Consider the following 20,230-nt stretch of genomic DNA (forward strand, 5'->3'; position numbering starts at 1 on the left):
AATAATATGACCAGCCTGCAGATGATCAGCGGACGATGAAAAATATAAGGAATGATCAGTTTTCAGAAGAGTATAACAAAAGAAGAAATAAATGAACTCCCTTTAGAAGCTTTCGAAGGTGAAATCGTTATAATAGACAGTAATGAAGGCTTAGATGAGGCTGTTGAGTATTTGAAGCAATTTCCGGTTTTGGGTTTCGATACAGAGACCAAACCCTCCTTTACCAAAGGGAGTATGAACCCCGTTGCTTTATTGCAATTATCGAGTTTTGAAAAGAGTTTTTTGTTTCGATTGAATCGGATCGGTTTGCCTTTTCCGCTTATTGATTTATTGAGCGATCCTGAAATTATAAAAGTAGGAGCAGCCATAAAGGATGATATCAGAGGTCTGCAGGATATCACAGATTTTGATGGCAATTCATTTTTAGAACTTCAGCAATATGTATCCAGTTTTGGTATTGAGAACTATTCGCTTAAAAAATTGGCTGCTATTGTTCTGAAAATTAGAATTTCGAAACGTCAGCAGGTTTCAAACTGGGAGGCTGCTGAATTGAGCCTTGGACAATTGCGATATGCTGCTACTGATGCCTGGGTTTCTTTAGAAATTTATAATGCATTAAGAGCCAGTATTTCCCAATAATTTAGCTTGCGCTCCCAACTAACGTATAAAATAAACCAATTTTAGCACTTGCTAAAGTTAATTTCAAATAAGAATTTTCATGATTAGTTATCCCAAAGTTGTATTAAAGAAAGATAAAGAAAACTCAATCAAACGTTTTCACCCTTGGGTTTTTTCAGGAGCTGTAGCTCGTGTTGATGAGGGATTGGAAGAAGGGGATTTGGTATCAGTTTACAGTAATGATGACGAATTTTTAGCATTGGGACATATTGCCATTGGTTCCATTGTTGTTCGTATTTTAAGTTTCGAACCCATTGAAATTAATCATGCATTTTGGGTTGATCGATTGGCTTCGGCATGTCGTGTGCGTCGCGAGATCGGTTTATTAGGCATTGAGAATAATAATGTATGTCGTTTGGTCCATGGCGAGGGCGATAATCTTCCTGGTTTGATTGTTGATTTCTATGCCGGAACGGCAGTAGTGCAGGCTCACTCGGTAGGTATGTATTTACATCGTGCTGAAATAGCAGAAGCTTTGAAAGAAGTTTTGGGCGATGAGCTGATTGCAGTATACGACAAATCGGAAGGAACTCTGCCATTTAAGTCCGGCATAGAGCCCACCAACGCGTATTTACTGGGAGAGACAAAAGATTTTACGGCTCTTGAGAATGGATTGAAATTTAAAGTAGACTGGTTGGAAGGACAGAAAACGGGTTTCTTTATTGATCAGCGAGAGAACAGATCTTTGCTTGAGCGTTACTCAAAAGGTCGTTCTGTATTGAACATGTTCTGCTACACTGGAGGATTCTCATTCTATGCCATGCGTGGTGGAGCTAATTTGGTTCACTCGGTAGATAGTTCATCCAGAGCGATTGAGGTGACCAACGAAAATGTGGAGTTGAATTTCCCGGGAGATAAACGTCACGAAGCTTTTGCAACTGATGCTTTTAAGTATCTTGAAGAATCGGATCAGAAATATGATTTAATTGTATTGGACCCTCCAGCTTTTGCCAAGCACAAAAAGGTGTTGTCAAATGCGCTTAAAGGTTACAAACGTTTAAATTTAAAGGGCTTTCAAGCGATCAAAAAAGGCGGGATCATGTTCACGTTTTCCTGTTCTCAGGCTGTAAGTAAAGAGGATTTTAGAAAAGCCGTTTTTATTGCAGCAGCTAATGCAGGACGTCGTGTGCGTATTCTGCACCAATTGAATCAACCAGCAGATCATCCTGTAAACATATTCCATCCTGAAGGTGATTATCTGAAAGGTTTGGTACTGTATGTCGAGTAAGATCATCTTGCCTTATATGTTTGAATTTTGCGATTCAATCCGTGTTTTTTTCGATACAAAAAGAACTGCTTAAACGTTTCTTTATGATGCGTTTCAAATCTTTTTTGTATCTTCGAATGAGTCTATTTGTGAGCTGTAAGCACAAGTGTATGTAGCTTTAAATAAATAGATAAATTAATTTTTATAGTGAGATGGGTTCTATGAGTTATAGAAGCTGAAAAATTGGAGGAAACTCAATCTCATGTTTCATAATATTCATATAATAATTTCTAAGAAAACTTGAAATTTTCAGAACTTGATTTTTGCCCCGACATCATGGAAGGACTTGATGCTATGGGCTTCGAAACACCTTCTCCTGTTCAGGAGTTGGCCATACCACAAATTATAGATAATAAGGATTTAATTGTTTGTGCTCAAACAGGTACCGGAAAAACGGCTGCCTATTTGTTGCCAATCATGGATAAAATCCAAAAGCATCAGATTGATGGCTTCAGTACTTTGATATTGGTTCCAACACGTGAACTCGCTCTTCAGATTGATCAACAAATGCAAGGTTTTGCCTATTTCCTATCCATTTCATCCCTCTCGGTTTATGGGGGGGGCGATTCAAGCGTTTGGGATCAGCAAAAGACAGGTTTGATGACGGGTGCCGATGTGATTATCGCAACACCCGGGCGATTGATTTCTCATTTGAATTTGGGTTATGTGAATACCAAACAGGTGAAACACCTGATTCTTGATGAGGCAGACAGAATGTTGGATATGGGATTCTATGATGATTTGATGCAGATTGTTAATCATCTGCCAAAGCAACGTCAGAATTTAATGTTCTCAGCGACTATGCCAGAGCAAATGAGAAAATTGGCAAGCAGCATCATGGTGAATCCTGAGAGTATCAATATTGCCATATCGAAACCAGCCGAAGGTGTTTTGCAGGCGGCCTATATGGTATATGAACCTCAGAAAATACCATTGATTGAAACCTTATTGAAAGATAAAGACGTTAAATCGGTGATTATTTTCTCCTCAACGAAGTTGAATGTAAAGGCGATGACAAAAGAGTTAAAACGCCAAAAATTTAAGGTTGAGGGGATTCATTCCGATTTGGAGCAAAATGAGCGTGAAGAAGTGCTTCGTGGCTTTAGAAACAGAAAATATCAAATTTTAGTGGCAACAGATATCATTGCTCGTGGTATTGATATTGACTCAATCGACCTTGTTATCAATTTTGATGTTCCTAAAGATGCAGAGGACTATGTACACAGAGTTGGACGAACAGCTCGTGCCGCTTCTGAGGGAGTCGCATTGACCTTTATCACAGAAAAGGATCAATTGGATTTTAAGAATATCGAAGATTTGATTGAAAAGGATATATATAAAATTCCTGTTCCTGCAGAATTGGGTGAGGCACCTGTATACAATCCCAAAGTCAGGAAAAAGGGACCTAAGAAGTTTTTCAAAAAACGCCCCTTTAAAAAGAAATAAATTGAATTAACCATACTAAACCTAATAATCATGACCCATTCTGAAAACTACGATCTTATAATTGTTGGTGCTGGAATTAGTGGACTGACAATGGCATTTAAGATTGCTGAATCTGGAAAAAAAGTATTGTTGCTTGAATCAAAAGATAAGGCTGGAGGTTGTTTGAATACGCTTTATGGAGAGAATGGTTATTGGGTTGAAATGGGAGCACATACCTTTTATGCAAGTTATACCAATGTGATTGATTTGCTAATAAGTCTTGGCTTGGAGTCAGATATTGTTGGGAGAGAAAAATTGAGCATGAAGCTCTTCTCTGATAAGCATGAGAAAATATTTGCACCCTTATCGAAACTAGAGTTATTAGGGAATTTACCCAAACTGTTTGTGTCAAAACGTGATGGGAAAACAGTGAAAGAATATTTTTCAAATGTTCTGGGTAAGAAGAATTTCAATCAGGTTTTTACGCGTATGTTTTCGGCTGTAATTGTACAGAATGCAGATGATTTCTCAGCGGAATATTTTCTGAAACGAAGAAAAACTAAGAGTAAAAATCACCCCAAGAGTTTCATTTTAAGAAGAGGGATGTCTTCAATTGTCGATGCTGTTTTAGCCCATGAGAATATAGACATTGCTTACAATAAAATGGTCACATCCTTTGATAAATCGGATGTTTATACGATTCAGACTCAGGATGGAACCTCATTTCAGTCTAAAGACCTGGCTTTTGCCACTTCTCCTAAGAATGTAGCGAGTTGGGTTAAGGATATGAATCCCAAATTGGCTGGCTTATTGACTGAATTTCCAATTCAGGATATCGAATCGACTGCCGTTATTATGGACAAATCAGAGGTTAAGATTGAGCCTTTGACTTTTGTTATCCCATTGCAGGGAGCCTGCTATTCTATGGTGACACGTGATGTGTTAGCGGACGAAAAATACAGAGGTTTTGCTTGTCATTTTCAAAAGAATGATGTGACTAACGGGGAGCAAGTTGCTACCATGGCTGAACTTTTATCAGCTGACAAATCTGATCTACCACAAGCCACAAATGCTACTCATAGTTTGCCATTAATCAAAGTTGGACATACCGAACGAATGTCTCAGATTAAAGAGGAAGCTCAAAAATCAGGAATTTATATCACTGGTAACTTTTTTAATGGTCTTTCTTTGGAAGATTGTGTTGAGCGTTCTTCGGAAGAAGCTAAAAGGTATTTGGATAACCAATAGGAATGTTACTTGCATTTTTATTTAGGTTATTTTTTTTGATATTGGCTTAGCTGATTAAATAAAACGACACGAATGAATTATATCAATATTATAGCTAAGAGCTTGGGGATTTCAGTTTCTCAGGTTGAAAATACGGTCCAGTTACTCGATGAGGGAGCAAGCTTGCCTTTTATTGCGCGTTATCGTAAGGAAAGGACCGGAAGTTTGGATGAGGTTCAGATTGGGAACATTAAGGACGAGTTGGCCCGATTGAAAGAGCTGGATAAAAGAAGAGAAAGTATTATCGATGCCATTGAAAAGCAAGATAAACTGACCGATGATTTAAGAGACAAGTTAAAAGCTTGTACTCAACTGAATCAGCTTGAAGATTTGTATTTACCTTACAAACAAAAGCGTAAAACAAGGGCTGTAAAGGCACGAGAAAAAGGCTTGGAGCCACTGGCAAAAATTCTAATGTCTCAGAATGAAAACGATCCTGAAGCAAGAGCCTCACAGTTTTTAAATGATGAGGTTGCTGACGAGGAAGAAGCTTTAGAGGGAGCCAGAGATATTATTGCAGAATGGATTAATGAGAATGAAATTGCCCGAAGCACTGTTCGCAATATCTTCCAGCGAAGTGCATCGATTCGATGCAAGCTTGTAAAGGGAAAAGAAGAAGAGGGCGCTAAGTTTAAGGATTATTTTGATTCTGAAGAGTTACTCAAGAAGTCTGCATCGCACCGTTTATTGGCTATGCGTCGTGGTGAATCAGAGGGGATTCTTCGTGTCAGCATTGCTCCCGATGAAGAAGAGGTGTTGGATCGCTTGTCTCGAATTTTTGTGAAAGGACAAACAGCATCATCAAAACAAGTGGAGTTAGCAGAAAAAGATGCTTATAAGCGTTTGCTTAATCCTTCTATCGAAACAGAGTTTGCAAAAAGTTCAAAAGAAGCTGCTGATATCGAAGCCATTCGTGTTTTTGCAGAAAACCTGAGACAATTACTGTTGTCATCGCCTCTTGGACAAAAACGTGTTTTAGCTATTGATCCTGGTTTTAGAACGGGGTGTAAAGTGGTTTGTTTAGATGCTCAGGGGAATTTGTTACACAATGAAACCATCTATCCACACGCCCCGCAAAATCAAGGTAAAATGGCTGCTCGTAAGCTGACCAATATGGTTGAGACTTATGATATTCAGGCGATAGCTGTTGGGAATGGAACGGCTGGTCGCGAAACGGAACGCTTTGTAACCAATTTGCATTACGATAGAAAGGTTCAGGTTTTTGTGGTGAGCGAGGCGGGTGCTTCTATTTATTCTGCTTCGAAAGTGGCGCGTGAGGAATTTCCTGAGTACGATGTGACGGTTCGTGGAGCCGTGTCTATCGGACGTCGTTTAATGGATCCTCTGGCTGAGTTGGTGAAAATTGAACCGAAATCGATAGGTGTGGGACAATATCAGCATGATGTGGATCAGAATTTGTTACAGCAGAGTCTCGATCAGGTTGTTGAATCTTGCGTGAATAAGGTTGGAGTTAACCTGAATACAGCGAGCAAGCATTTGTTGAATTATGTGTCTGGTTTAGGTCCTCAGTTGGCTCAGAATATCGTGGATTATCGTACAGAAAACGGTGCATTTACATCACGTAAGGAGTTGATGAAAGTGAAACGAATGGGGGCGAAAGCTTTTGAACAATGTGCAGGTTTCCTACGTATTCAGAATGCTAAAAATCCTCTTGATAATTCCGCAGTTCACCCCGAAGCTTATGGCATTGTGAAAGCTATGGCTAAAGACCAGAATTGCTCCGTTGAGGACTTGATTAATGACAAAGAAATTCGATCAAAAATTGATTTGAATCAGTATGTCAGTGCTGAAATTGGTTTGCCAACACTTAAGGATATCATGGAAGAGCTTGAAAAGCCTGGGCGCGACCCACGTCAGGTGATCAAAGTGTTTCAGTTTAAGGAAGGGGTTTATAAAATTGAGCAGTTGGAATTGGGAATGGAATTGCCTGGGATTGTAACCAACATCACAAATTTTGGTGCTTTTGTTGATGTGGGTGTTAAACAAGATGGTTTGGTACATATCTCACAATTAGCCAACCGATTTGTATCAAATCCTAACGATGTGGTTCAGTTACACCAACATGTTAATGTAAAAGTTACCGAGGTAGATGTTGCACGTAAGAGAATTCAATTGTCGATGAAAGACGTAGAACAATAAATAAGTTTATTATTATCCCGACTTAAAAGGGAACAAAATTAGATATTATGGATTTTAACGATCAAGATGTTATTATTGAATGTCCCAAATGTCAGGGAGAGATTGTAGTTAAGATTTTGGAAATTACGAATCATCACACCGTTACTTGTCCGGACTGTGGTGCAAAAAATGATTTGTCGGCTAACGATCCTTCGGCCAAACTGGGGATACCCAAAACGTATATGCCTTTTGAAGGCTTGGATGATTATATAGAAGAAGTAGAGAAGAAAAGAAAGAAGAAATAATTTTCTTTAAATAATTAATAAAGAAAGAGCCTGTTCAATATGAACAGGCTCTTTTAGCGATTGAGTATTAGCGTCGATTAACATCTCCACCGCTTGAGGTATTTACGTCAACTTTTGACGGATTTCCATAATAGTTTACATCTCCACCTGAGCTTGCTGAGGCATCAATTTCTTCGGTTGCATTAACTGTAACATCGGCACCACTCGATGCTTTTGCTTTGCAAACTTTAGCGCTTAGTTCACGAGCATTTAAATCGCTACCACTACTTGCTTTTCCATAAAAATAGTTGGCAGTACCCCAAAGGTCAGCATCAGCACCTGAGCTTACAGAACAAGAAAGCTGGTCAGCGTGAATATCCAGTTTTGCATCGGCACCTGAGCTAACTTCAATATCTAAGTTTTTGGCATTAATGGTCGATTTTGTTTCAAAATCGCAACCACTTGAAATGTGAATTTCGTTGACATCAACTAAAGTAATATATACCGACATCGCTTTTGCTCTGCGAATACGGTCTTCAACTTTGACAACTAATTTATTTCCTCGAACTTCTGTAATAATATTGTCCTGTAAGTTTTCGTCAGTTTCAACAGTGATGGCTTCTTTATCGCCTTGCACGACAAAAACATCCAGACCTGTACCTGCTGAAATAGCTGTGAAATGTCCAACCTCTCTGTCTTGTTTTACGACATTCCCATTACCTTTTTCGCCAGAAAATTGAGCGTTTATGCACGATGTTGTTCCTAATATAATAGCGATTAGGAATAAACTAATTCGGTTAATTTGTTTCATATTATTAAATATTTGTTGTGTGAAAATGTTAATCTGTATGTATGACGCTAAGTGGCTGAAAAAAGTTACAGCTTTCGATACTTTTAAATGTTAATATAAAAATCTATGTTAATTTTATTATGGATTTGTGAATTAATATTCTGAAAATATAGTTTTGTTTGTGATGATTACGATTTGCAAATTACTCCTTCTAAAATGGTATTTCGAGATGGGTATATTTATGCCTTACAAAATCTTAAAAATACTACAGGGGTACCTCTGCGTTTGGTTCGATTTAAATTAAGTAACTAATTTGAAAGTAAGATATAAAAGACCAGCTTGTCTGGTCTTTTATTTGCTGTTAATTTTATAGTTGATAAACTTTGATGGGGCGATTATTATCAGAGGTTTGATTCTGTTAGTGTGTTGAGATACAGATCTTATTATGAAAGGGCTAAGATTTTAAAATCGTAAAATAATTGCATTATTATTTAAGAATGATTTTTTTTTCTTTTTCTACTGATTTTGTTGTCTTTAGAAGTTTTGTATGTATATCTTTGTGGTAAGCTTTTATAAAACGACAATTATGCTACCTAAATTTCTATTAGCGGATAATTCGCAAGAATTACCAGACACTTTGTTTATCATTCATACAAAGGACCCTCGTTGCATTATCGAATGCGATGTTGAAGACTTCAACTCTAGCCAGACTGTGTATTGGCTTGATGAAGAACCTAAAGAGCAAGAAATAATCGAGGATGTTATGGATGAGGCTGAAACTTTCTATAATGATGAATTAGAAAGTCAGGAAGATCTTTACGACGAAGAGTTTGAAGATTAATTTAAATGATTTTATGAAAGCCGATAATCTTGCCTCTATTTTTTGCAAGATTTTCGGTTTCAAATTTTAGTGCAATGAAAAAAAAGTTAAAACGATCATCCAATAAAATGGTTGCCGGCGTATGTGCGGGAATCGCTGAATATTTTGGTTTAGATATTACGATTGTACGTGTAGTTTATGTTTTGCTTTCTATTTTTAGTGTAGGTTTCCCAGGCCTGATTGTTTATTTGGTATTGATGTTCGTAATGCCCGATTATTACGAAGTGATGTAAACACATCCCTCTTTCTAAGCATCAGTACTTTCTTATTGATGTTCTTCTTTTTCCCTCGTTATTAGTGTCTTATTCTTTTAGTTGACTTGGTTTGTCAGGAGCTGTTAAAAAAAATAATATTTTTTTTAAGCTTCACTCTTCCGGGATGGATTTTTCTTTTACTTTTGCATCGATTTTGATAAGATGAAATCTCTTAGAAGCCTTGTAATTCAGGGCTTTTGGTTATTGAAATCATGTTTTTGTTTTTCGAAATCAGACAAGCTTTAAAACAACCAACAAAAAAAAAGAATGAGAATTTTTAGAAGTTTGCTATTGTTATCAATGGCAGTCTTATTGACTATGACTGCACATGCAGAAGAGACATTGAAAAAAACCGATGTGTCATTAAGTGTAGATGTTGTCAGTCGACATGTATGGCGTGCTCGTTTTTCGGGTAATGCACCTTGTATCGAACCAACCTTAAATTTCAATACAGGTAAGTTTTCTTATGGCGTTTGGGGATCCTATGCTTTGGATGAATCTTACCAGGAGGTGGATTTTTACCTACAGTATAACACACCCTTGTTCCAATTTAGTCTTTACGATTTTTATTGTCCCAATGTCGACTTTAAGGATTCAAAATTCTTTGATTTCGATAGTGATAAAAGTGTTCACTTCTTTGATGCGGTAGCCAAGTATAAAGGCTGTGAGAAATTTCCTGTTTCTGTAATGGCTTCCGTTTTCTTTTACGGTGAATACGACCGTGATGCGAATAACGATCAGCGTTATTCTACCTATTTTGAGTTTGGTTATTCTAATTTTATAGGTGGTAAAAAAGTAGCATGGGCACTGGGTATGACACCTGCAAAAGGTTTTTATGCTGACGAAATGAATGTTGTAAACATGGGGATGACCGTGTATGACAAAATTAAATTTAGCGAGCAGTATTCTTTACCTGTTCGCGCAAATGTAAGTTTGAATCCGGTAAGTGAACGTTTACTTTTTAGTTTTGCCTTTACTTTATAAAGGAATTGCTTAAGATATTTCAGAAGCCCTATTGAGAGTGATCTCATTAGGGCTTTTTGTTTAATATTTTAGATTGAAGGTTTTATTTGTAGTTTGAATGCAGAAATGGCTTGTTTGATCAGGTGTATTTTATGAAAGCAGAAAAGTCCGTACATGCTCCATACAAAGAAGACAGCCAGGTCAAAATGCATCCAAATATCCAAATTTTCTAAAAAGCAGATGCCTCCCATTAGACTTAGAGCAATTAACAAAGCATTCATTATAATGATGGTCTTAGATTTTAATGCACTTTCAAATTCAGCATTGTAAGAATCAGGAAGTATTACTTTGGAATTTGAGCTTTGATTAAGAACCCGTTTGAGATAGGTTTTGTGTTTTTCAAGTACGATATATTTTCCATAACCAAATACCTTCAGCTGAAATGAAAGTGTACACAAATAAAATAAACCCGAATTTGTCCATCTCACATCAAAACCAAATGCATGCATAGAGCTTAGAAGAGCAATTGTAATTCCCAATAATAGAAAGATAAGCGATGTGTAAAATATAAACTTAACACCAAATTTTTGTTGTTCCGTTTGAGAGAAGTAAATGGGTTTGTCCTTTTCAATAATACTAATTCTATTTCCCAGGATCTTTAGAATAGTCACGGTCTGTTAGTTTTAATTTATAAAATGTTAACTAAATTATAAATTAAATAGACTTTACACAAAGTTTAATTATGTTTTTTTTGAACGTGTGGTTTGTTATTTTTCGTAAAAATGCATCTCCTTGATATATTGGTATGCAGGGGCTGGCAAGAAGAAAGGGATTTCTTTTTTCTCTTTGATTGCCTGACGAATGAAACTTGACGAAACTTCCATTAATGGAGCTGGAACAATATGAATGATTCCTGGTAGATTAACATCCTCATCTTTAAATCCCGGGCGAGGGTAGACGTAAAGTTCATGGTTCTGTAGTAAAAGCTCGTAGTTTTTCCACTTGGTAAAGCTATTCAGGTTATCAGAGCCAACAATTAAGGAGAATTGATGATTGCTGTGCTTTTCTTTTAAATAGCTAAGTGTATCAATGGTGAATGAGGGCTGAGGTAAACCAAATTCGATATTCGAAGCTTTAAACTGTGGGTAGGCTTCAATGGATAGTTTAACTAGCTCCAATCTGTGATAATCGTTCAAAAGACTGGCTTTATTCTTTAATGGATTATGAGGACTTACGATAAACCAAATTTCTTCCAGATCGGTATACTCAGCCATGAAATTTGCAATGGCTAAATGTCCAATATGAATAGGGTTAAATGATCCAAAAAAGAGTCCAATTTTCATCGTTATTCGAGTTACTATATAAGAGAAAAAAGGCCGTGAAATACTTGTATAGCACAAATCACGGCATAATATCAATATCTATCTTAAAAACTTCTTTAGAGTTTCCTCAGCCTCTATAAAGGCATCTTCAAGCTTATCATTAATGATAATGGTGTCGAAACGATTCGCAAAGCTGAGTTCATATATGAATTTATCAACCCGATTTCGAATGACTTCTTCGCTATCAGTAGAACGACCTCTCAATCGGTTTTCCAATTCCTCTACCGATGGCGGTTGAATGAAAACTGCCAAAGCTCTGTCTTCGTAATATTTTTTAATATTAAGTCCACCCACAACATCTACATCAAAAATCACATTGTTGCCATTTGCTGTAATGCGATCAACTTCACTTTTCAGGGTGCCATAGAAACAGCCTTTGTAAACTTCTTCCCACTCCAGAAATTCATCATTCGCTATTTTAGCCTGAAAATCTTCAGTACTTAGAAAATGATAATCTTTACCATCAACCTCATTGGGTCTCATAGGGCGGTTTGTAGCCGAAATTGAAAATTCAAGATTGAAGTTTTGTGTCAGTAGGTGCTTAACGATAGTCGTTTTTCCAGCCCCACTTGGAGCAGAAAATATAAGGAGTTTGCCAGACATTTTAAAAGTATGAAAATCCCGAAATAAATCGGGATATGAGTATTCTGAATTTCTTAATTGTATTTGGAAATGCTATTTATAGCACGTTTAATAATTGCTCTTTGATCTTTTCCAATTCGTCTTTCATCTGAATGACAATTTTCTGAAGATTGGTGTCGTTAGCTTTTGAACCTAAGGTGTTGATTTCTCTACCAATTTCCTGAGCTATAAAGCCTAATTTTTTACCAATGGCTTCATGGGTTTGAGCTGTTTCGATAAAGTATTTGCAGTGATTAGCCAGACGTACTTTTTCTTCAGTAATATCAAACTTCTCAAGGTAATAAATCATTTCTTGTTCAAAACGATTTTTATCGATATGTTGCTTCTCAACAAACTCGTTTAAGTTGTCGTTTATTCTCGTTTTGATTGTATTGATTCTGTCGTCTTCAAATTGAGGGACTTGTGAAAGCAGATCTTCAATAATATGGATTCTGGAAAAAATATCTTCTTCAAGAGCTGCTCCTTCCTGAGCTCTGAACTTGATTAATTCCTGGATAGCTGATTGTGCACCTTTATGTATCAATTCCCACTCATTTTCATCTAAAGCCTGATGTTCAACTTTTAATGTGTCAGGAAGTTTGATTATTGTGTTTAAAAGGGGTTCATTATCAATAGAGATATTTAATTTCTCTGATAAATCCTGAAGTTGACGATAGTATGCCTCAACAATGGGTTGATTAATCTTTGTCTCTTTTTCAGCACCAACACTCTCAATGAAGATTGAAAGCTCAACCTTACCACGCTCCAGTTGCTTTTTTATATCATTACGAAGCACCAAATCTTTTTCCTTATATAAATTGGGGATTCGGGTGAAGATATCGAGCTGTTTGCTGTTAAGGGATTTTATTTCGATGGAAACTTTTTTATTCTCCAATTCAAGAGTGGCTTTTCCGAAGCCCGTCATTGATATTAACATAGTAGCGAAAGTTGATTTTTGCAAAGGTAAGGCTTTGAATGCGATTTGCAAATAGACAGTCAGCTAAGTTGTTTGAACTTAGCTTTCATAAATAATAAATATGGGCTTAATACTTCACAACGGCTTTTGTTTTCCACTTTCCTGTTCGGTAATAGAAATATGAAAAGCTCATCCCAATGACCCAGCCCATAGGGATTGACCACCAGATTCCATCTTCACCAATTTTGGATGATAAGAGATATGCAGCAGGAATTCTGATAATCCACAGTGAAAATAGAGTAATAAACATAGGAATCAGTGTGTCTCCGGCTCCTCGCAGAACACCATGTATGGTGAACATAGAAGAAAAGATCAGGTAGAATGAGCTCACTATAATTAAATAGTTCTGACCGATTTCTATAACCTGTTGATCTGTTGTAAACATTCGCATTAAATGACTTCCAAAGATGACTATGAGAGCTGTCATTGCCAAACAAAAAATATTGGACATGATAAAGGTGGCTTTGAATCCTCTTTTGACACGGTCGATTTTATTTGCGCCTAAATTTTGACCAACAAACGCGGCTACTGCTTGCGAAAAATTCATGGCAGGCATCATAGCTAAAGAATCAATACGCCCCGCTGCCGTATATGCGGCAATCACATCGGTACCAAAGGTGTTAACAATTCCTAGCAGAGCCATCATTCCCATAGCCACAAATGTATGTTGTAGACCCGAAGGTAAACCGATTTTTAAACTTTTGTAAAATAACTCTTTATCAAACCTGAGTTTGGATAAAGCAAATTTCATTATTTTATGACTGCGATTTAGATAAAGTAATGCAGCAATAAAAGCAATGCCTTGAGCTAAAACAGTGGCCCAGGCTGCCCCACCAATTCCCCATTTAAAAACCATTACAAAAAGCAGGTCGAATACAATGTTCAGTATAGAAGCCAATATTAGGAAATAAAGCGGTGTTTTTGAATCACCTAAACCACGCAGAACTGAACTGGTTCCGTTAAACCCAAAGAAAAGAATCATCCCTGCCATATAAATGTTTAAATAGATGGTTGCCTGAGGCAAAAGTTCTTCGGGTAATTGCAGCAGTCTAAATAGATCTTCACTAAAAATGATGCTAAGAATCGAAATGATGAAACCGGACACAAACAAAAAGATGTACATGGTGTCTATCGATCGTTTAACCCGATCAATATCCTTCGCGCCATAAAATTGTGATATGACAATGGAAAAGCCTGATCCGATACCTATCAGGAGAGCAATTAAAGTGAATATGATTGGAAATGAAGCACCAACCGAGGCCAGAGCTTCTTTGCCAAGTACTTTTCCGACAATGATACTATCAACAATATTATAAAGTTGCTGAAATACATTGCCCAAAAGCATGGGTAGCGTAAAGTTAAATATATGGCGTGCTACGTTTCCAGTAGTGAAGTCTTTCATTGGAAAATTATTGGTTTACAAAGCTCCCAATTTAATTCGGAATCTCAAAATCTGACTTAATAAATTTAGAGTTCATCCAAGTCATGATGTTTTATGAAAGTTTAGGGTATAAAAAAAGCACCAAAGTTTTAGAACTTTGATGCTTTAAAGCGGAGAGAGAGGGATTCGAACCCCCGGTACGTTGCCGCACAATAGTTTTCAAGACTACCGCATTCGACCACTCTGCCATCTCTCCTGAATTGAGCGGGAAACGAGACTCAAACTCGCGACCCTCAGCTTGGAAGGCTGATGCTCTATCAACTGAGCTATTCCCGCAGGAAAATGTAATAGTGGGGAGAGCAGGATTCGAACCTACGAAGACGAAGTCAGCGGAGTTACAGTCCGCCCCAGTTGGCCACTTTGGTATCTCCCCAATATGTTTACAATAAAATTGAGCGGGAAACGAGACTCAAACTCGCGACCCTCAGCTTGGAAGGCTGATGCTCTATCAACTGAGCTATTCCCGCAGATCTTTAGCAATTCATCGATCGTTATCGAATGAATTTGTTTGCTTCAGAATATTGTGGGAAGAGCAGGATTCGAACCTACGAAGACGAAGTCAGCGGAGTTACAGTCCGCCCCAGTTGGCCACTTTGGTATCTTCCCAGTTGCAATGTTTATTGGGTGATCGTTATCTCCCTATTGCGATGCAAATATAGATGCTTTCCCCGAATATACAAGCCTTCTAAAAATATTTTTTTGAGAAAAGAGAAGTGATTTTATGTAAGTATTTGATTTCCTAGTTACTATTTTGTGAACTTTTTTTTGAAAAAAAATCAAGCTTCACGATTTTCATTATTAAACGATGATTAATTCATATTTTCGAGGTGGAATCAAGCAGTCTTTAATCTCAAATGCCATCTTTAAAGATGCGGTTTCAATTTAATAGAATCATTTATAACCGAAATTTAAAGGTAAAGAATCGTATTAATTACTTTCTTAATAAAAGTTGGGCATTAAAAAACCGCAACTGAATGTAGCTGCGGTTCTTTTACTATTATATAGTGTATCGGTTTTAATTCACTAAGTTTAATAAAACTCAAGGAAGTTTTTCATTGAGCCCAGGTAGTAATCTTGCCAGCCTTCAACAATTTCGTCATAGGCTTCGTCAGGAATATTGGTATGCGTTAATTCCAATAAGGTATTCTTTCCTGCTTTTTTTAGGGTAAAGCTGACAATCGATGGATTTTCAGTTTCTCCAAAAAACCATTCCTGAACCAATTTGTAGTCTTTCACGACCTGAATATTGCAACCTGAAATATCACCTTCCCACAATGAGAAAACAGTTCCAACCTGATCATCCATAGTTGCAGGATATCCAGTCCATAGCTCAATTTGGAAAGGATTTGTCAGCGCATTAAATACTTCTTCTTGATTTGCTGATATCTCCAGAGTATAGTTGTAGTCTTTCATGATGCTTTGTTTTATTTGAATGCAAAAATAATTTGAATAATAGATTTCGCTAACTATTTGAGAAGATATTTTGAAAATAGGCTTTATCTTCTGATAATCACGCCTTTTTTCCTTAATAATTATTCATTAACTTGTGATATGTGACTTTGTAAATCGCTGATAATGAATGTTGAATTTGGCTTTGTTATCCAGAGATTGCAAAAAAGTTAAATCTTAAGGAGTCTAAATAAAAATAAATGATATATTTGTCTCATTATTTATAAAGATTCTAACTAATAATCAAAGAATATATGTCAAGTTTTGAAATTCTAATGCCCAAGTTGGGGGAGAGTGTTCAGGAGGCAACCATCACCAAAATGTTTGTTAATCTTAATGATACAGTAGAAGAGGATGATATGCTTTTCGAGATTGCAACCGATAAGGTGGACTCTGAGATTCCTTCTCCAGTATCTGGGAAAGTGATTGAAATTCGCTACAAAGAGGACGATGTGGTACCTGTGGGTGAGGTTGTAGCAATTATTGATTTGAGTGGTGGTGACGATGTAGAAGAGACCCAAACTCAGGAAACAGCAAGTCAGGAAGTTTTGGCTGTAGAAGAAAAAGTAGTGAGTGAGTCTGTTGAGATCAAATCAGATTCAGATCGTTTTTACTCTCCATTGGTGAAGGCAATTGCTCAAAAAGAACAAATTAGTCAGGCTGAATTGGATTCAATTGTTGGTCATGGAAAAAATGGTCGTGTGCAGAAGGAGGATGTTTTGAAGTTTGTTGCTGAGCGACAGGGGTCGGCAAAAGCTCAGGTTGTTGTTGAAACGCCTGCTAAGCCAGCTGCAGAAAAGACAATAGCAAGTCCTGAAAAGCCAAAGGTTTCAATGTCAGTTGGTGCAAATGATCAGATTATTGAAATGGATCGTATGCGCCGAATTATTGCTGATCATATGGTGATGTCGAAACAAACTTCACCTCACGTTACAGCTATGGTTGAGGCTGATGTAACTGATATGGTGAATTGGAGAAATAAAGTGAAAGATGAGTTTTTCGCAAAAGAGAAAACGAAGATCACCTTTATGCCAATTATTATTGAGGCTGTTTCAAAGGCTTTACGCGAATACCCAATGATTAATTCATCAGTTGATGATTATAAGGTTATTGTGAAAAAGGATATCAATATTGGTGTGGCTGTTGCTTTGCCTTCAGGTAATTTGATTGTTCCGGTTATTAAGAATGCAGATCAAAAGAATCTATTGGGTTTAACTGTCGGCATGAATACATTGGCTGATAAAGCCAGAAATAACAAATTAGATGCTGATGATATTCAAGGTGGAACTTTCACAATATCAAATTTCGGATCGTTTAAAAATGTAATGGGAACACCTATTATCAATCAGCCACAGGTTGCTATTCTTGCAGTTGGTACTATCGAAAAGAAACCTGCTGTACTGGAAACTCCTGCTGGTGATGTTATTGTTCCGCGTCAAAAAATGTTCTTGTCTCTTTCTTACGACCATCGTGTGGTTGATGGGGCTTTGGGTGGTGCTTTCTTGAGAAAGATTGCCGACTATCTTGAGGAGTTTGATCTTAACAGAGGCGTTTAATTGGCTTCGGTCAAACAAGCATTTGAAGATGTATTACTAATATATTAATGACTTTTACAATGACAAATAAGAAAAAATATAGCATAAAGGAGACGCCTAAAAAACAGCTTGCTGAGTGGTTTAACTTAATGACCTTAGGACGTGCTCTTGATGAAAAGGCACCTAATTATTTGAAACAAGCCATTGGCTGGTCGTACCATGCTCCTTATGCAGGACATGATGGTATTCAGTTGGCTATTGGGCAAACATTTGATAGAAAAACGGATCATTTGTTTCCTTACTACCGTGATATGTTGACTTCTCTTTCTGCGGGGTTAACTGCGGAAGAGGTTATTTTTAACGGTATTTCAAAAGATACGGATGTTGCTGGTGGTGGGCGTCATATGTCGAACCACTTTGCCAAACCAGAGTGGAATGTGCACAATGTCTCTTCATGTACAGGGAATCATACCTTACATGCGGTAGGTATTGCGCGTGCACTAAAACATTATAAAGGCAAAGGTGTTGCCATTAGTTCTCAGGGCGAATCTTCAGTTTCAGAAGGTTATGTTTACGAGGCGATTAATGGAGCTTCGAAAGAACAATTACCAGTTATTTTTGTTTTTCAGGATAATGGCTATGGAATCTCTGTTCCTAAGAAAGATCAGACTGCAAATCGTAAGGTTGCGGATAACTTTAAGGGATTAAAATACTTGAAGATTTTCCATTGTAATGGTAAAGATGTATTTGATTCAATGAATACCATGGCAGAGGCGAAAGCTTATGCAATCGAAAATCAGATGCCTGCTATCGTTCAGGCAAACTGTGTGCGTATGGGGTCACACTCTAATTCGGATAAGCATGAGCTGTATCGCGATAATGCTGAGTTGAATTACGTGCAGAAATACGATCCATTGGCAAAATTTCGCCGTTTGTTAATTCGTTACGAGCGTTTTACTGAGGAGGAATTGCAAGCCATTGAGGCCGATGTGAAATTGCAGGTTAAAAAAGCGCACCGAGCTGGTTTGACCGCTCCGGATCCGGACCCAAATTCAGTTCACGATTTTGTAATGCCAGAATCCTATCCTGCTTCTAAATATCCGGAAGGACTTCATAACGAAACAGGAGAATCCAAAAAGCTGATCGAAGGTTTAAATGAAACCTTAAAAGCTGAATTCCGTCACAATCCTGATACCTTTATTTGGGGACAAGATATCGCCAATAAAGACAAGGGTGGTATTTTCAATGTTTCGAAAGGCATGCAGCAGGAATTCGGTATCGAGCGTGTATTTAATGCACCAATTGCCGAAGACTTTATTATGGGTACTGCCAATGGTATGAGCCGTTTTAATGATAAGATTCGTATTGTTGTTGAAGGTGCTGAGTTTGCTGATTATTTTTGGCCGGCTATGGAGCAATTTGTTGAAACGACTCACGAATACTGGCGTACTAAGGGGCAATATTCACCTAACATCACTGTTCGTTTAGCTTCTGGTGGTTATATTGGTGGTGGACTTTACCATTCTCAGAATATCGAAGGTGCGCTATCAACTTTCCCTGGTGTTCGAATTGTTTACCCATCGTATGCTGATGATGCGGCAGGTTTGCTTCGTACCAGTATTCGTTCGAAAGGGATGACGGTGTTTATGGAGCCAAAGGCTTTGTATAATGATCCTAAAGCAGCTGCTGTTGTTCCTGATGATTTTGAGGTGCCATTTGGTAAGGCTCGTGTTCGTCGTGAGGGGACTGATTTAACCATTATAACTTACGGTAATACCACACACATGTGTGTTGAGGTCGCTGATCAGATTGCTAAGGATTTAGGTCGTGATGTTGAAGTGATGGACTTGCGTTCTCTAATTCCATTGGATAAGGAAAGTATTCTTAAGTCGGTTGCTAAAACCAATAAAGTCTTAGTGGTACATGAAGATAAGGTGTTCTCTGGATTTGGTGCTGAAATTGCAGCGATTATAACAGAGGAAGCTTTTGAACATTTGGATGCACCAGTAAAACGAGTTGGATCAACTTTTACTCCGGTTGGATTTAATCGAATTTTGGAAAAAGCAATTCTTCCAAACAATGAGAAAATTTATGCTGCAGCTAAAGATTTGTTAGACTACTAAAAGAGTGATGAGTTAATCTGTAAATGTGCGAATATGTTACGAATAAATTGTAATTTTAAGAGTAAGGATTAACTTTTATCAGATTCTAAAAATATTAAGAGATGAAAATAGGATTAATATATAGCTTCAATACCATTAAGACTTCGAAGAATGCTGAGAAAATCAAGAAAGCTTTCGGTAAGGATTTTGACATTGAAATGGTGAATGTTGAGGAAATTGATGAGAAGTCTTTCTTATCATTCGATAATATGCTGCTTGGTGTTCCAACCTGGTTTGATGGTGAATTACCAAACTATTGGGATGAGTTTATGCCAGCTATCGAACAGCTTAAACTCAAAGGGAAAAAAGTGGCCCTTTTCGGCTTGGGCGATCAGGTAGGCTATCCTGAGAACTTTGTGGATGCTATTGGCTTATTGGCTATTGCATTGGAAGAACGAGGTGCCAAGGTGATTGGTTTAACCAGCCCTGAAGGGTATACCTTCGAGCGTTCAGTTGCTTTGCGTGATGGTAAATTCTTAGGTTTGCCCCTGGATATTGAAAATCAGGCTGCATTAACTGATGAGCGTATTAAAGCTTGGGTGGAGCAATTAAAGAAGGAATTCTAAACTTCTCGAATTGCCCTAAACGGAAAAAGATGATCCTATACAGATCATCTTTTTCTGTTATATACTTTTCGCTCAAGCAGCAGGGCTCTTACTTTTTTCTTCGATAAAAAAGTAAGCAAAAAATCAAGTCA

Annotated in this window: 19 protein-coding genes and 5 tRNA genes; 12 read left to right on the forward strand and 12 right to left on the reverse strand. The window is 37.4% G+C overall.

Annotation, left to right across the window (positions count from 1 at the left end; all coding sequences use genetic code 11):
• Positions 1-51: 51 nt before the first annotated feature.
• The 6 genes from EV201_RS12570 to EV201_RS12595 all read left to right on the forward strand — a co-directional run bounded on the left by EV201_RS12570 (position 52) and on the right by EV201_RS12595 (position 7,101).
• A complete protein-coding gene (locus tag EV201_RS12570; protein ID WP_130307995.1) occupies positions 52-639 on the forward strand; it encodes a 3'-5' exonuclease in 588 nt (195 codons plus the stop codon).
• A gap of 79 nt (positions 640-718) precedes the next feature.
• Positions 719-1,906, forward strand: coding sequence for a class I SAM-dependent rRNA methyltransferase (locus EV201_RS12575; RefSeq protein WP_130307996.1), 1,188 nt, complete (start codon positions 719-721; stop codon positions 1,904-1,906).
• Positions 1,907-2,185: 279 nt separating this feature from the next.
• Positions 2,186-3,391 carry a DEAD/DEAH box helicase gene (locus tag EV201_RS12580; protein WP_130307997.1) on the forward strand — a complete coding sequence of 402 codons (1,206 nt, stop codon included), beginning with the start codon at positions 2,186-2,188 and terminating at the stop codon, positions 3,389-3,391.
• A gap of 30 nt (positions 3,392-3,421) precedes the next feature.
• The gene (locus EV201_RS12585) at positions 3,422-4,618 is read left to right on the forward strand and encodes a protoporphyrinogen/coproporphyrinogen oxidase (protein WP_130307998.1); all 1,197 of its coding nucleotides are present in this window, start codon (positions 3,422-3,424) and stop codon (positions 4,616-4,618) included.
• Between the two features lie 72 nt (positions 4,619-4,690).
• On the forward strand, positions 4,691-6,817 hold the full coding sequence (locus tag EV201_RS12590; RefSeq protein WP_130307999.1) for a Tex family protein: 2,127 nt from the start codon (positions 4,691-4,693) through the stop codon (positions 6,815-6,817).
• A gap of 47 nt (positions 6,818-6,864) precedes the next feature.
• Positions 6,865-7,101, forward strand: a complete 237-nt coding sequence (locus tag EV201_RS12595) for a CpXC domain-containing protein (RefSeq protein ID WP_130308000.1) — start codon at positions 6,865-6,867, stop codon at positions 7,099-7,101.
• Between the two features lie 67 nt (positions 7,102-7,168).
• On the opposite strand, the gene EV201_RS12600 is transcribed toward EV201_RS12595, so the two are convergent.
• Positions 7,169-7,891, reverse strand: a complete 723-nt coding sequence (locus tag EV201_RS12600; RefSeq protein ID WP_130308001.1) for a head GIN domain-containing protein — start codon at positions 7,889-7,891, stop codon at positions 7,169-7,171.
• A gap of 565 nt (positions 7,892-8,456) precedes the next feature.
• Between EV201_RS12600 and EV201_RS12605 the strand changes: the two genes are divergently transcribed.
• The 3 genes from EV201_RS12605 to EV201_RS12615 all read left to right on the forward strand — a co-directional run bounded on the left by EV201_RS12605 (position 8,457) and on the right by EV201_RS12615 (position 9,988).
• Positions 8,457-8,711, forward strand: a complete 255-nt coding sequence (locus tag EV201_RS12605; protein ID WP_130308002.1) for a hypothetical protein — start codon at positions 8,457-8,459, stop codon at positions 8,709-8,711.
• Between the two features lie 74 nt (positions 8,712-8,785).
• Entirely contained in the window at positions 8,786-8,983 is a 198-nt protein-coding gene (locus EV201_RS12610; RefSeq protein WP_130308003.1) for a PspC domain-containing protein, read from the forward strand.
• A 288-nt stretch (positions 8,984-9,271) separates the two neighbouring features.
• Positions 9,272-9,988 (forward strand): hypothetical protein, encoded by a 717-nt coding sequence (locus tag EV201_RS12615; protein ID WP_130308004.1) that lies wholly within the window; start codon positions 9,272-9,274, stop codon positions 9,986-9,988.
• A 68-nt stretch (positions 9,989-10,056) separates the two neighbouring features.
• Here the strand turns inward: EV201_RS12615 and EV201_RS12620 are convergent, their stop codons facing one another.
• The 11 genes from EV201_RS12620 to EV201_RS12670 all read right to left on the reverse strand — a co-directional run bounded on the left by EV201_RS12620 (position 10,057) and on the right by EV201_RS12670 (position 15,800).
• Positions 10,057-10,638: a hypothetical protein gene (locus EV201_RS12620; RefSeq protein WP_130308005.1), complete on the reverse strand. Its 582-nt coding sequence runs from the start codon at positions 10,636-10,638 to the stop codon at positions 10,057-10,059.
• Between the two features lie 96 nt (positions 10,639-10,734).
• Positions 10,735-11,310 (reverse strand): nicotinate (nicotinamide) nucleotide adenylyltransferase, encoded by a 576-nt coding sequence (gene nadD / locus EV201_RS12625; protein ID WP_130308006.1) that lies wholly within the window; start codon positions 11,308-11,310, stop codon positions 10,735-10,737.
• 78 nt (positions 11,311-11,388) lie between these two features.
• Positions 11,389-11,952, reverse strand: a complete 564-nt coding sequence (gmk, locus tag EV201_RS12630; protein WP_130308007.1) for a guanylate kinase — start codon at positions 11,950-11,952, stop codon at positions 11,389-11,391.
• A gap of 76 nt (positions 11,953-12,028) precedes the next feature.
• Positions 12,029-12,907: a YicC/YloC family endoribonuclease gene (locus EV201_RS12635; RefSeq protein ID WP_130308008.1), complete on the reverse strand. Its 879-nt coding sequence runs from the start codon at positions 12,905-12,907 to the stop codon at positions 12,029-12,031.
• A gap of 106 nt (positions 12,908-13,013) precedes the next feature.
• Complete coding sequence (locus tag EV201_RS12640; protein WP_130308009.1) at positions 13,014-14,348, reverse strand: MATE family efflux transporter; 1,335 nt, start codon at positions 14,346-14,348, stop codon at positions 13,014-13,016.
• Positions 14,349-14,498: 150 nt separating this feature from the next.
• Positions 14,499-14,583 (reverse strand) — tRNA-Ser (locus EV201_RS12645).
• Between the two features lie 7 nt (positions 14,584-14,590).
• Positions 14,591-14,663, reverse strand: a tRNA-Gly gene (locus tag EV201_RS12650).
• 15 nt (positions 14,664-14,678) lie between these two features.
• Positions 14,679-14,760: transfer RNA gene (locus EV201_RS12655), tRNA-Tyr, on the reverse strand.
• A 21-nt stretch (positions 14,761-14,781) separates the two neighbouring features.
• Positions 14,782-14,854, reverse strand: a tRNA-Gly gene (locus tag EV201_RS12660).
• A gap of 57 nt (positions 14,855-14,911) precedes the next feature.
• A tRNA-Tyr gene (locus tag EV201_RS12665) sits at positions 14,912-14,993 on the reverse strand.
• Positions 14,994-15,416: 423 nt separating this feature from the next.
• On the reverse strand, positions 15,417-15,800 hold the full coding sequence (locus tag EV201_RS12670; protein WP_129253443.1) for an SRPBCC domain-containing protein: 384 nt from the start codon (positions 15,798-15,800) through the stop codon (positions 15,417-15,419).
• 290 nt (positions 15,801-16,090) lie between these two features.
• Here EV201_RS12670 and EV201_RS12675 point away from each other — a divergent pair, with 290 nt between their 5' ends.
• The 3 genes from EV201_RS12675 to EV201_RS12685 all read left to right on the forward strand — a co-directional run bounded on the left by EV201_RS12675 (position 16,091) and on the right by EV201_RS12685 (position 20,099).
• Positions 16,091-17,392: a dihydrolipoamide acetyltransferase family protein gene (locus EV201_RS12675; RefSeq protein WP_130308010.1), complete on the forward strand. Its 1,302-nt coding sequence runs from the start codon at positions 16,091-16,093 to the stop codon at positions 17,390-17,392.
• A gap of 59 nt (positions 17,393-17,451) precedes the next feature.
• On the forward strand, positions 17,452-19,494 hold the full coding sequence (locus tag EV201_RS12680; RefSeq protein ID WP_130308011.1) for an alpha-ketoacid dehydrogenase subunit alpha/beta: 2,043 nt from the start codon (positions 17,452-17,454) through the stop codon (positions 19,492-19,494).
• A gap of 101 nt (positions 19,495-19,595) precedes the next feature.
• Positions 19,596-20,099, forward strand: coding sequence for a flavodoxin (locus EV201_RS12685; RefSeq protein WP_130308012.1), 504 nt, complete (start codon positions 19,596-19,598; stop codon positions 20,097-20,099).
• Positions 20,100-20,230 lie beyond the last annotated feature (131 nt).

The organism is Ancylomarina subtilis (assembly GCF_004217115.1).
Classification (GTDB): Bacteria; Bacteroidota; Bacteroidia; order Bacteroidales; family Marinifilaceae; genus Ancylomarina; species Ancylomarina subtilis.